Origin of the sequence: Puniceispirillum sp. (SeqCode) (genome assembly GCF_965657105.1) — a bacterium.
GTDB lineage: Bacteria > Pseudomonadota > Alphaproteobacteria > Puniceispirillales > Puniceispirillaceae > Puniceispirillum.
This window is the reverse complement of sequence record NZ_CBFHNB010000013.1, coordinates 26,187-38,470: the sequence shown is the minus strand read 5'-3', so window position 1 is coordinate 38,470 and position 12,284 is coordinate 26,187. Positions and strand designations below refer to the sequence as shown.

The 12,284-nt window shown below is 49.0% G+C and carries 10 protein-coding genes; 6 read left to right on the top strand and 4 right to left on the bottom strand.

Features of this window, described 5'->3' with window-relative positions; translation table 11 throughout:
• The coding region (locus ACTF7Q_RS03345; RefSeq protein WP_438996434.1) for a GFA family protein at window positions 1-446 on the top strand (446 nt) is incomplete at its 5' end.
• 93 nt (window positions 447-539) lie between these two features.
• On the opposite strand, the gene ACTF7Q_RS03340 is transcribed toward ACTF7Q_RS03345, so the two are convergent.
• Entirely contained in the window at window positions 540-1,760 is a 1,221-nt protein-coding gene (locus tag ACTF7Q_RS03340) for a D-alanyl-D-alanine carboxypeptidase family protein (RefSeq protein WP_438996433.1), read from the bottom strand.
• A gap of 568 nt (window positions 1,761-2,328) precedes the next feature.
• Here ACTF7Q_RS03340 and clpS point away from each other — a divergent pair.
• Entirely contained in the window at window positions 2,329-2,652 is a 324-nt protein-coding gene (gene clpS / locus ACTF7Q_RS03335; protein WP_041860787.1) for an ATP-dependent Clp protease adapter ClpS, read from the top strand.
• A gap of 5 nt (window positions 2,653-2,657) precedes the next feature.
• The gene (clpA, locus tag ACTF7Q_RS03330) at window positions 2,658-4,952 is read left to right on the top strand and encodes an ATP-dependent Clp protease ATP-binding subunit ClpA (RefSeq protein ID WP_438996432.1); all 2,295 of its coding nucleotides are present in this window, start codon (window positions 2,658-2,660) and stop codon (window positions 4,950-4,952) included.
• Here clpA and ACTF7Q_RS03325 read toward each other — a convergent pair.
• The 3 genes from ACTF7Q_RS03325 to ACTF7Q_RS03315 form a co-directional block, all read right to left on the bottom strand.
• The gene (locus ACTF7Q_RS03325) at window positions 4,949-6,097 is read right to left on the bottom strand and encodes a GNAT family N-acetyltransferase (protein ID WP_438996431.1); all 1,149 of its coding nucleotides are present in this window, start codon (window positions 6,095-6,097) and stop codon (window positions 4,949-4,951) included. The two genes, clpA and ACTF7Q_RS03325, sit on opposite strands and share 4 nt — an antisense overlap.
• Before the next feature lie 131 nt (window positions 6,098-6,228).
• Window positions 6,229-6,696 carry a RidA family protein gene (locus tag ACTF7Q_RS03320; protein ID WP_438996430.1) on the bottom strand — a complete coding sequence of 156 codons (468 nt, stop codon included), beginning with the start codon at window positions 6,694-6,696 and terminating at the stop codon, window positions 6,229-6,231.
• 171 nt (window positions 6,697-6,867) lie between these two features.
• Window positions 6,868-10,515 (bottom strand): vitamin B12-dependent ribonucleotide reductase, encoded by a 3,648-nt coding sequence (locus ACTF7Q_RS03315; RefSeq protein WP_438996429.1) that lies wholly within the window; start codon window positions 10,513-10,515, stop codon window positions 6,868-6,870.
• Window positions 10,516-10,984: 469 nt separating this feature from the next.
• Here ACTF7Q_RS03315 and ACTF7Q_RS03310 point away from each other — a divergent pair, with 469 nt between their 5' ends.
• The 3 genes from ACTF7Q_RS03310 (at window position 10,985) to ACTF7Q_RS03300 (ending at window position 12,283) form a co-directional block, all read left to right on the top strand.
• The gene (locus tag ACTF7Q_RS03310; protein WP_438996428.1) at window positions 10,985-11,341 is read left to right on the top strand and encodes an NADH:ubiquinone oxidoreductase subunit NDUFA12; all 357 of its coding nucleotides are present in this window, start codon (window positions 10,985-10,987) and stop codon (window positions 11,339-11,341) included.
• Between the two features lie 80 nt (window positions 11,342-11,421).
• Window positions 11,422-11,877, top strand: a complete 456-nt coding sequence (gene mlaD, locus ACTF7Q_RS03305; RefSeq protein ID WP_438996427.1) for an outer membrane lipid asymmetry maintenance protein MlaD — start codon at window positions 11,422-11,424, stop codon at window positions 11,875-11,877.
• Window positions 11,864-12,283, top strand: a complete 420-nt coding sequence (locus ACTF7Q_RS03300; protein ID WP_438996426.1) for a DUF2155 domain-containing protein — start codon at window positions 11,864-11,866, stop codon at window positions 12,281-12,283. Before mlaD ends, ACTF7Q_RS03300 begins: the two co-directional genes overlap by 14 nt.
• Window position 12,284 lies beyond the last annotated feature (1 nt).

Genomic DNA, 12,284 nt, shown 5'->3' with positions numbered 1-12,284 from the left:
TGAAATGGAGAGTTATGATGCTGGAGACAATTACCGGAACTGAGGATAAATATTTTGATGGTGGGTGCCATTGTGGGGCGGTACGCTTTCGCCTGATTGGGCCTTTGACACCGCTTTTGATTTGTCACTGTGATGATTGCCGCCGGATTTCGGGCACCAGCTGGGCATCGACGTCGGTGCCGGATCATTGTTTCAAGATCACCTCATCATCAAATGCATTGCGCTGGTATGATAGTTCCAGCTGGGCCAAACGCGGCTTCTGTTCAACGTGTGGAGCATGTATGTTCTACCGTATGCACGGCGAGGGGCGCACATCCATTGCGCCAGGTGCGCTTGATGATAATGATATGTTGCGGGTGCGCGGCCAGATATTCGCCATCAGTCACCCCTTATGGTTGAAACCTGATTCGGATGTGCCGCATCTGGATAATTTTTTCAAACCGTGATGCTGTTCCGCTTTATAAATCGATAGTTTGCTAGTGCCAGACTAACGTGCCAGACTAACGTGACAGACTAACGTGACAGACTAACGTGCCAGACTAACTTGTATCCCGAATTTGCTCGCGCACCGCAATACAGGGGCTTCCTTCGGCGAATAATGCCGCACAGGCGGATCGCGCCTGGGTTTCATCAAGATCATGAAAGCGTACGCGCCACAATGGCATATTGCCATTTGTCACCAATGTCAGTCGTGCTGGTGTCATGCCAAGCACATTATCGACCATACGCCGCGCTTTGGCGGCCGCCCGATGGGCATTGACGCGGCGGGCAAAACTGCCAATCTGAACGCTCCAGATCTCGTCATAAGTTGCGGCTGGGTCAAAAGTTACGTCGGGTATAGCGTCGGATGATGTCTGTACACCAGCAGGGGAATGGCTGGCAATATCGGTCGAATCCAGAAATTCCTCTTTTGGCAAAGGTAACTTGGCAAGCCGCCTGACTTTGATCAGATTGCTACGTTTGGGAGGGGATTTTGGCAGTTTTTGTGGCATATCGACTGCGGCGACCTGGGCGCTGATATCCGCAGGCTTTGCCCGCTTGAATTGTGCGTCCAGAATTTTCATCATATGCGCATCGCGTGACCGTGATGTTTTACCGCCAAAGACCACACCAATCAGCCGCACACCATGCCGCTTGACCGAAGCCACCAGATTGAAACCGGAAGCATTGATATAGCCGGTCTTAATGCCATCGGTGCCTGAATAATGCGCCAGCAACTTGTTATGATTGCCAAATTTACGGCCTTTCCAGTTAAAGCTCTGCGTGCTGAAATAACCGTATAGGCGCGGGAAATCACGCCGCATAGCAACCGCAAGTCGCGCCATATCGCGTGCGGTTGTCTTTTGCTGGCTGTGCGGCAAGCCAGAAGCATTTTTGAACACTGTTTTGCGCATGCCCAGCGCGCGCGCTTTACGCGTCATCCGCTTGGCAAAACTTCGTTCGGTTCCTGAAATGGCTTCGGCAACGGCGGTCGCTACATCGTTGGCTGACTTGGTCACCAGCGCGTAGATAGCTTGCTCAGCACTGATTGACTGGCCGGGTTTCAGATATAGTTTTGATGGTGAACGGCTAGCAGCAAGTCTGGATACGTCAATCCGCGAATTCATATCCATGCGGCCTGATTTGATTTCTTCGAACAACAGATACAGCGTCATGATTTTTGTCAAAGATGCCGGATAGCGCATGGCATCGGCATTCCGCGCATACATGACCCGGCCAGTATCAGCATTGATGACGATTGAGGCATATTTGGCAGCCATGGCTTGGTGCGGCCAGATCAGGGCACCACATGACAGCATCATAAATATGAAAAACGCCCGCAGTCTTTTTGCCCACAGTCTTTTTGCCCACAGTCTTTTCGCCTGCGGTCTTTTGACGCTGATAAGGTGGGCGTTGCTAGCATGATCGGGCCTATCGATGACATTGCCCAACCCATTGCCCAACCCATTGCCCAACCCATTGCAAAGCCCACGGCTCAGCCATATCTTGGCTTTGGTCATAGCAGTTAAGCAGATATTTATAACAGCCATAAAATGCGTTCCTGACAAGCACCCAACCGGCGCGTTAACCCAATCCACTTGTGCATGAATCATACCGGAATTAAGTTTTCAATCAAGAATCTTGCCCAATTTTTTACCTTTTTATCAATAGTTGCTTTGTATAAGGCGCTTAGAGATGATTTTTTTTTATTCAACCCCTTTTCCAGCGGCATTTAATGCCGATATCATAACTCTAGGAAGCCTTATGTAGCGGTATCTAGTAATTTAGGTATAATGTTAAATACTATAAGATAGAGGTGCGGCATTCGTTCATGCCAGCGAGCTGATTATGACAGATAAAGATAAAAAACAGGATGGAGGATCGGGCCAGATTATTCTGGAAAGCCGAACTCAGACAAAAAAGCCGTCAATGTATAAGGTCGTGATGATGAATGACGACTATACGCCGATGGAATTTGTTGTGCATGTTTTGCAGCATTTCTTTGGCCGCACGGCTGATGAAGCGACGCAGATCATGCTGAATGTCCATCAACGTGGTGTTGGTATCTGTGGCATATACAGTTTTGAAATTGCCGAAACAAAAGCTAGTAAGACTATGGAATATGCACGTCAAAAAGAGCATCCGTTGCAACTTCAATTGGAAAAGGAATAGGGTAAATGTTGTCTCGTGAACTGGAAGAGTCCCTACGCCGCGCCATGTCGAATGCGACAACACGTGCGCATGAATTTGCAACGCTTGAACATCTATTGCTTGCCCTGACCGAAGATAGCGATGCGCTTGAGGTCTTGAATGCCTGTAATGTTGATATTCAGGAGCTAGCGCGCAAATTACAAGAATATATCGAAGTCGAACTCGAATCGATTGTCAGTGCTAAGGATGGGCTTGATGTCCAGCCAACCGCGTCTTTCCAGCGTGTGATTCAGCGTGCCATTATCCATACGCAGTCATCTGGTCGTGAAGTTGCCACAGGTGCCAATGTTCTGGTTTCGATCTTTTCCGAGCGTGAAAGCCATGCCGTATGGTTTTTGAAATCACTTAATATGACCCGTCTTGACGCGGTATCGTTCCTAAGCCACGGCAAGGATGGCAATATCGCGCGCGGTACCGAAGATCAGACTGAAGGCGAGCCTATTGATGATGCTGGCAGTGATCCGCTTAGCCAATATGCAGTTAATCTGATCGCCAAGGCCGCGAATGGTCGCATTGACCCGCTAATTGGGCGTGACCGTGAAGTTGATCGTACGATTCAGGTGCTATGTCGCCGTACCAAGAACAACCCGCTTTATGTTGGTGATCCGGGCGTTGGTAAGACTGCGATTGCCGAAGGTCTGGCTTTGCGCATTCATAATGGTGAAGTGCCGGAAGTGCTGACAAATGCTGTCATTTATTCTCTTGATATGGGGCAGTTGCTGGCAGGCACGCGCTATCGTGGTGATTTTGAAGAACGTCTCAAAGCCGTTATGAAAGCGGTTGAAAATGATGAAAATGCCATTCTGTTCATCGATGAAATTCATACAGTGATTGGTGCTGGTGCAACTTCTGGTGGGGCTATGGACGCCTCTAACCTGTTAAAACCAGCATTGCAGGAAGGTAATCTGCGCTGTATCGGTTCAACGACCTATAAAGAATATCGGGGTCATTTTGAAAAAGACCGGGCGCTGGTTCGCCGCTTCCAGAAAATTGATGTGGCTGAGCCGACTGTGGCCGATACCATCAAAATTCTGAATGGTCTGAAAAGCCGCTATGAGGCACATCATAAAATTCGCTATACAGGTGCCGCCCTAAAGACAGCCGTTGATCTGGCAGCACGCTATATTAATGACCGCAAGCTGCCTGACAAAGCAATCGATGTGATTGACGAAGCTGCCGCCGCCCAAAATCTTCTGGCACCATCGCGTCGTAAGGCCACGGTGGGTCAAAAGGAAATCGAAGCGACAGTTGCAACGATGGCGCGTATTCCGTCAAAGCATGTTAGTCGTGATGATAAGGCGGTTCTGGCAACGCTTGAAGACGATCTAAAACGTCTGGTCTTTGGACAGGATGTGGCGATATCAGCGCTGTCTTCGGCCATCAAATTATCACGTGCTGGTTTGCGTGAAGTTGAAAAGCCGGTTGGTAATTATCTGTTCTCTGGCCCTACGGGTGTTGGCAAGACCGAAGTTGCGCGGCAATTGGCCGAAGCGCTTGGTATTAAGCTGATCCGGTTTGATATGTCCGAATATATGGAACGGCATACCGTGTCGCGCCTGATCGGGGCGCCTCCTGGCTATGTTGGCTTTGATCAAGGCGGTTTGTTGACCGATGCTGTCGATCAAACGCCACATGCGGTGCTATTGCTTGATGAGATTGAAAAAGCACATCCTGATTTGTTCAATATTCTGTTGCAGGTGATGGATCATGGCAAGTTGACGGATAATAACGGTAAATCAGTCGATTTCCGCAATGTCATTCTGATTATGACGACGAATGCAGGGGCGCAGGAGCTATCGAAAAAGGCGATCGGCTTTGGCCGTGATATGAATGATGGTGCCGATATCGAAGCGATTGAGAAAATGTTCACGCCTGAATTCCGTAACCGTCTTGATGCGATGATTCCGTTTGCGCCATTGGAAAGTGATGTAATCCGGCTTGTTGTTGATAAATTCATGATGCAGCTTGATGCCCAGCTGGCAGATCGTAATGTCGAGATTGAGTTGAGTGAGGCAGCGCGTGACTGGTTGGCTATTCGCGGTTATGACCGTAATTATGGTGCCCGACCGCTGGCGCGCGTTGTGCAGGAAAGCATCAAAAAGCCACTTGCCGATGCGTTGCTTTTTGGCGAGCTTGCCGGTGGCGGTCTCGCCTTTGTCGATGTCAAGGATGATGAACTTGTGGTCGAGGTGAAAGCCCCGCCGCAACGTGCCTTGCCTAGCGGTAAACGTACGGCCTTGCCCGCACCACAGGATGGCTAGCTGTTTTTCTTAAACGGGCTGACAAAATCGATATGGTTCTTTTCGGCTTCGATGCCGCGGCTTTCCGCTGATAAAAATCGAGCAATGGCATCCTTGAATCCGTCATGTGCGATCCAGTGTGCCGAATAGGTTTTGGCAGGCAAATAACCGCGTTGGACTTTATGAAAGCCTTGTGCGCCAGCTTCGACGCGGGCAAGGCCGTGGGTAATGGCAAAATCGATAGCCTGATAATAACAGGTTTCGAAATGCAAATTCGGAATATCTAGATCGGCACCCCAATTACGTCCATACAGACAATCATCACCGATAAAATTTATCGCACCGGCAATAATCCGGCCTTCATATTCAGCCATTACCAGCAAGATTTTATCAGCCATCGTCTGTTGAAGATACCTGAATACGTCATGCGTTAGATAGGCGCCACCCCATTTGCGGTCGATTGTTGATATATAGAAACGGAAAAAAATGTCGATATATGCTGAGGTGATGTCATCACCTGTCAGGGCGATCATGCGGACACCGGCGTCGCGAACCGACTGGCGTTCTTTTTTGATGTTCTTGCGCTTGCGTGAGGAGAGGCCAGAGAGGAAATCGTTAAAATCCTTATAGCCATTATTATGCCAGTGAAATTGCAAACCCGAACGGATTAACCATCCCGCCGCCTCTAATGCGGGCAGATCACCTTCGGGCAGAAAATTCAGATGTGCCGAGGATAGACCGTATTTATCAACCATTTGGGTAATGCCATAAGCAAGTGCAGCCTTGATATCGTCGCGATTATCGCGCGCTAGCAACCGTGGCCCTGAGGCAGGTGTAAAAGGCACCGCTCCTAGCAATTTTGGGTAATACTGTCCGCCTGCGCGCATAAAGCCGTCTGCCCAGCTATGATCAAAAATATATTCACCATAGGAATGATGCTTGATGTAATGCGGCACCACGCCAAGTAAACTGCCTTCACTGTCACGCAGAAGAAGATGCAGGGGATCCCAGCCACTATCATTACCGACTGCGCCGCCAGTTTCCATGGCTTGCAGAAATTCATGCCGGACAAAGGGGTTGCCTTCGCCAGCCAGTTGATTCCATTCATCAGCGCTAATTGCGCTAATGTCGCGGGATTGTTCTAGGGTAAAATCGAGACCGTCCATATATAAGAAAATGGCAATAAAAAGCCGACCCTACAAGGGGGTCGGCGCATATTGTTAGATGATTTTAAGATTGACCATAATTCGGCTGTTAATAACAGATGATGGTCTATCCGCATCGTCATATTTAACGGCTATTTGATTTCAAAAACACCATCAATTTCGACAAGACAGTTCAGCGGCAGGGCATTTGTGCCAACTGCGAAACGTGCATGGCGGCCTGCGTCACCAAAGGCTTCGACCATCAGATCAGAAGCGCCATTGACGATGCCAGGCTGACCATTGAAATCATCAGCCGAGGCGACAAAGGCACCAAGTTTAACAACACGTGTGACACGATCGAGATCACCGTCACAAGCAACCTTGACCTGGGCGATCAAATTAATCGCACAGATACGCGCCTGTTCAATGGCGTCTTCGGGGCTGGCGTCTTTACCAACGGTGCCGGTGGCGGTCAGTTTGCCATCAACAAAGGGCACCTGACCCGATACAAAAACTAGATTGCCGCTGACAACATAGGGGACATAATTTGCTGCCGGTGCCGGTGCATCAGGAATTGTTATGCCCATTTCGTTCAAACGTGTTTCGACCTTGCTTGTCATGATTTCAAGTTCCCTTAATTTTGATGTGGCTAAAAGAATATACGGAACGTCGCACAAACCTCTGGTCAGGACAAGCGTTTCCGATACCCATTTTCGCCTATTTCAGATCAGAAAAAAGCCTCATACCCGGAGGTATGAGGCTAGTTCTGCAGGTTGCTCTGCAGGGAGAGCCTAGCTACATCCTGTAGTGCCACCACAGGTATTACATTTCAGACAGGTTCCGTTGCGAACAAGGGTAAAGTTCTGACATTCAGGACAGGCTTCACCTTCATAGCCTTGAATCCGTGCCTGTTGCACTCGTTCAATGGCAATCTTTGGTGCTGTATCAGCGCTGGCCATAGCCCCTGCGTCAGCCTTGGCAGCTGGCGCTTCAGCTGTGCGCATTGTCGTGATGCTGGCAGCTTCTGATACCGTTTCGGCAACAGGCTCGGCAATGGCCGCGGCACCGTCATTCGAGTACACAACAAGGCCTTGCTTGCGGATAAAGCCACGGCTGGTGACCTTGTTCATAAGCTCAGACTGATTTTCACCGCTGCCGGTTGTGGTGACGTCAAGATCGTCACGATTAACATGCCCAAGATCGTGGCGATCAAGATATGAAATCGCCAGTTCGCGGAATGTGTAATCGAGAATCGATGTTGACATCTTGATCGCATCATTGCCAGTCACGATGCCTTGAGGCTCGAAACGGGTAAAGGTAAAGGCCTCGACAAACTCTTCGAGTGGGACGCCATATTGCAGACCAATCGATACAGCGATGGCAAAGTTATTCATCAACGAGCGGAAAGCTGCACCTTCCTTATGCATATCGATAAAGACCTCGCCGATGCGGCCATCTTCATATTCACCTGTCCGCAGATAGACCTTATGTCCACCAACGCTGGCTTTTTGTGTATAGCCTTTTCGGCGGTCAGGTAGGCGGTCACGTTCGGCACGGACAATACGCTCGACGATTTTCTCGATCACCTGCGGCGCGGCAGCAGCCACCGGTGTTTCCAGTGCGGCCATGGCCTCATCATCATCTTCGATATCTTCAACAAGGCCAGATGACAAAGGTTGGCTCAGTTTTGATCCGTCACGATATAGTGCATTGGCTTTCAGGCCAAGACGCCATGACAGCATGTAGGCTGCACCGCATTCTTCAACTGTGGCCGCATTCGGCATATTGATAGTCTTGGAAATCGCGCCTGAAATAAATGGCTGGGATGCTGCCATCATGGTGATGTGGCTATCAACCGACAGGAAGCGTTTACCAATACGTCCGCATACATTGGCACAGTCAAAGATAGGTAGATGTTCGTCTTTTAGATGCGGCGCACCCTCGAGTGTCATTGATCCACAAACATGTATGTTAGCCGCTTCAACTGCGTCTTTGTCAAAGCCAAGCTCTTCGAGCATGTTGAATTCGAAATCATTCAACTGTTCATCCGAAAAGCCCAATTTTTCCTTGCAGAATTCGTCGCCAAGGGTGAAGCGATTGAAGACAAATTTCACATCAAAGGCGCTTTCCATAGCAGCTTCGACTTTTGCCAGTTCGGCATCGCCAAAGCCCTTATCTTTTAGCGCATTGACCGAAACCGACTGACAGTTTTTCAATGATCCCGCACCAACGGCATAATTGATAATGTCTTTGACCTGATCCTTGCTATAGCCAAGCCTATCCAAGGCTTCGGGAACAACACGGTTAATAATCTTGAAGTAACCGCCGCCGGCCAGCTTTTTGAACTTTACGATAGCAAAATCCGGCTCAATTCCGGTGGTATCACAATCCATAACCAGACCGATGGTACCAGTTGGTGCGATAACGGTAGATTGAGCGTTGCGGTAACCATTCTTGGTACCAAGATCGACAGCCTTGTCCCATGCGGCTTTTGCCGCGCTGACCAGATCCTGATCCGGGCATGATTTTGCGTCAAGTGGCACAGGCAGGATCGACAGGCCTTTATAACCTGACGCCTTGCTATGCGCGGCCAGACGATGGTTCTTCATCACCCGCAGCATATGTTTGGCGTTTTTCTTATATTGCGGGAAGGGACCTACTTCACCAGCGATTTCAGCTGATGTGGCATAGGATGTGCCGGTCATGATCGCCGAAATAGCACCACATATGGCACGGCCTTCATCACTGTCATATGAATGGCCTTGTGCCATCAGCAAGCCACCGATATTGGCAAAACCCAAACCTAATGTACGATATTCATATGATAGCTGGGCAATTTCCTTTGAGGGGAACTGCGCCATCAAAACCGAAATTTCCAGCGTTAGTGTCCAGAAACGACAGCCATGTTCGAACATCTCGATATCGAATGTGCCGTCTTGTTTGCGGAACTGCATTAGGTTCAATGACGCCAGATTACACGCAGTATCATCAAGGAACATATATTCCGAGCATGGATTGGACGCGTTGATCCGGCCACCTTCAGGGCAGGTATGCCATTCATTGATTGTGGTGTCATATTGCAGACCCGGATCAGCACAGGCCCATGCAGCATGCGCAATCTTTTCCCAAAGATCCTTGGCTTTGATGGTTTTGGCAACGCCATCATCGCGGCGTTTGATCAAATTCCAGTCACCACCGTCAAGCACCGCCTGAAGATAGTCATTGCTAACGCGAACCGAATTGTTTGAATTCTGACCAGCAACGGTTAGATAGGCATCTGAATCCCAGTCGGTATCATAGGTCTTGAATTCAATTTCGTTATAACCTTGCTGGGCAAACTGAATCACACGCTGAACGTAATTTTCAGGAATCATCGATTTACGGGCTGAAATAATAGCTTTGCGTAGCACTTTATTGACCTTGGGGTCAAAGCGCTCATCATCATCTAGCCCATCGGTGATCTGGCAGGCAGACATGACCTCGCCCATATGTTTTTGTGCCAATTTTGATCCCGCGACAAGGGCGGCAACCTTTTGTTCTTCGACAACTTTCCAATCGACATATTCTTCGATATCAGGATGGTCAATATCGACAGTCACCATTTTCGCGGCGCGGCGGGTTGTGCCGCCAGACTTGATCGCACCAGCAGCCCGGTCACCAATACGCAAAAAACTCATCAGGCCAGATGATTTACCACCACCGGACAGATTTTCACCCGAGCCGCGCAAGCGGCTGAAGTTTGATCCGGTGCCCGAACCATATTTGAACAGACGGGCTTCACGCACCCACAGATCCATAATGCCGCCTTCATTGACCAGATCGTCGCTGACAGACTGGATGAAACAGGCATGTGGCTGGGGATGCTCATAAGCACTTGTCGAACGGGTTAGCTTGCCGGTTTGGAAATCGACATAATGATGACCTTGGCTTGGGCCATCGATGCCATAAGCCCAATGCATGCCCGTATTGAACCATTGCGGCGAATTTGGCGCGGCCATCTGGTTGGCCAGCATGAAGCGCATTTCATCAAAATAAACCTGGGCATCCTGTTCGGTAGAGAAATAACCACCTTTCCAGCCCCAATAGGTCCAAGTGCCCGCAAGCCGGTCAAAAACCTGCTTGGCTGATGTTTCGCCGGTAAAGCGCTCATCCTCAGGCAGTTTGGCCAAAGCCGCTTCATCAGGAATCGAACGCCAAAGCCATGATGGTACAGCGCTTTCTTCGACACGTTTTAATACCGCAGGCACACCGGCTTTACGGAAATATTTCTGCGCAAGTATATCGGTTGCAACTTGTGAAAACTGCTCTGGAATTTCTACGTTCTCAGCCCGAAACACAATTGTGCCGTCAGGATTACGGATTTCACTGGTGGCGAACCTGAAAGCTAGTTTGTCGTAAGGGTTGGCTCCGTCCTGGGTGAATCGTCTTTCAAAATGCATGTATTCGTCCTCTAATGGGGTCTGAGTTAGTGCGCGATGGCAATTTTACTTGTAATTTCTATATGTTAAGAAATCTTTGCAATGATTTTGCGCTTACCTACTACATATAGCGGCCAGCGAATGATCAACCTACATTATGTTGACCGAAATGGTAAATAGATAAATGCTGAAAATATGCGTTTTTGGGGATTTTTTTTTCTCATTTCCCACATAGGTTTTAAGCATCTGATTCAACGATTCGTGACAACTATATGAGAGACAAAGAGTTTTGTGTTTTTGTTGTATTAGATATCAGAGGTTGGTGAGATGGTTTTTTTTTGAGATGAATTTTCTACTTTTGATCCTGTCAGAGCGTGTTTTGGCAAAAACAGATGTTCACGCAAAAAAATTATCTAGCTGTGTCGGCACACCTATGGACGCCGAAGTAACTTCTAGACTATATTCAGCCCATAGATAGGGAAACATACTTATGGATATTGTAACTTTGATGTTGTTGAAGCTGACCGCCCGTGAAATCGGTGGTGACGAGCATGGTAATCGTTATTTTGAAGAACGTAAGGCGCGCCCAGGCAAGCCGCCGCGGCGTTATGTTCGTTATAGCGGTATGCCAGAAGCATCAAAGGTGCCAGCGGATTGGCATGGCTGGTTGCATCATACCGAAGATAGCCCACCCCCAAGCGGTGGCTATAGGCGTCATGACTGGCAAGCCGATCATATGCCAAATCTGACCGGTACAAAATATGCACATCGCCCAGAAGGACATGTGCTCAAAAGCGGTAAACGTCAGGCAGCGACTGGTGATTATGAGCCATGGACGCCGGTCTGATAATGCTGTCTAGCAACAAATATGGCGCATGTGCTGTAGTGTTGCTGATGGATAACCCTAGTAAAGCAGGGAGATGATAAATGCAGCGAAATACTCTTGAAATGATAATGGGTGCTGTGGTGCTTCTTGCCGCCGCTGGCTTTGTCACGCTTGCCTATGAAGCGGCTGATATTCAGGGCGCTAACGGGTATGAAATACAAGCTGAATTTGGTGCCACAGGCGGCTTATCGGTTGGTGATGATGTGCGTATATCAGGCATCAAGATTGGTCGCATAACATCCCAGACGCTTGATCCAGATACCTATAGCGCACGTATTGCCATGGCGATCAATCCTGACATCATGATCCCAGCTGATAGTTCGGCACGAATTACCGCGGCGTCATTGCTGGGTGGAAATTATCTGGAGCTTATGCCAGGTGCCGACCTAGACATGCTGGCCCCAGGCGCCATTATCTATGACACACGCGATCCGGTGAGCCTTACCGATCTTTTGGGCAAAGCCGTTTTCGCAGGGGCAGATGGTGGCACGAACTAACCCCGTGTGGCGCAGGCTTAACATAGCAAAAGCCAAAATCGCATTTGCCTCTATGCTACTGTTTGTCAGTCACGCCACGCCTGTTGCGGCTGAATGGATAGATGGCAAAATAGTTATCCTGCAAGGGCTGGATAAAATCACCGCCCGGATTACCACATTGACGACAGCGATAGATGCGCCTTTGCGGTTTGGCACATTGGAATTGACTGTCAATCGTTGTGCGTTTCGACCCCCCGAAGAAACACCTGAAAATGTAGCTTTTTTAACGATACTTGATCGTGGCCATGATCCGTCATTAGCGCCAAAGTCCGTCTTTACCGGCTGGATGTTTTCTTCGAGTCCTGCGGTGTCGGCTATGGAGCATCCAGTATATGACATCACTTTACTCTCATGTCGTGCGCAATAGG

Bases quoted from the DNA above. Each gene is read 5' to 3' on its own strand.
- ACTF7Q_RS03340 (WP_438996433.1), bottom strand. From the start codon at position 1,760: ATGGCTGCCAAATATGCCTCAATCGTCATCAATGCTGATACTGGCCGG.
- clpS (WP_041860787.1), top strand. From the start codon at position 2,329: ATGACAGATAAAGATAAAAAACAGGATGGAGGATCGGGCCAGATTATT.
- clpA (WP_438996432.1), top strand. From the start codon at position 2,658: ATGTTGTCTCGTGAACTGGAAGAGTCCCTACGCCGCGCCATGTCGAAT.
- ACTF7Q_RS03325 (WP_438996431.1), bottom strand. From the start codon at position 6,097: ATGGACGGTCTCGATTTTACCCTAGAACAATCCCGCGACATTAGCGCA.
- ACTF7Q_RS03320 (WP_438996430.1), bottom strand. From the start codon at position 6,696: ATGACAAGCAAGGTCGAAACACGTTTGAACGAAATGGGCATAACAATT.
- ACTF7Q_RS03315 (WP_438996429.1), bottom strand. From the start codon at position 10,515: ATGCATTTTGAAAGACGATTCACCCAGGACGGAGCCAACCCTTACGAC.
- ACTF7Q_RS03310 (WP_438996428.1), top strand. From the start codon at position 10,985: ATGGATATTGTAACTTTGATGTTGTTGAAGCTGACCGCCCGTGAAATC.
- mlaD (WP_438996427.1), top strand. From the start codon at position 11,422: ATGCAGCGAAATACTCTTGAAATGATAATGGGTGCTGTGGTGCTTCTT.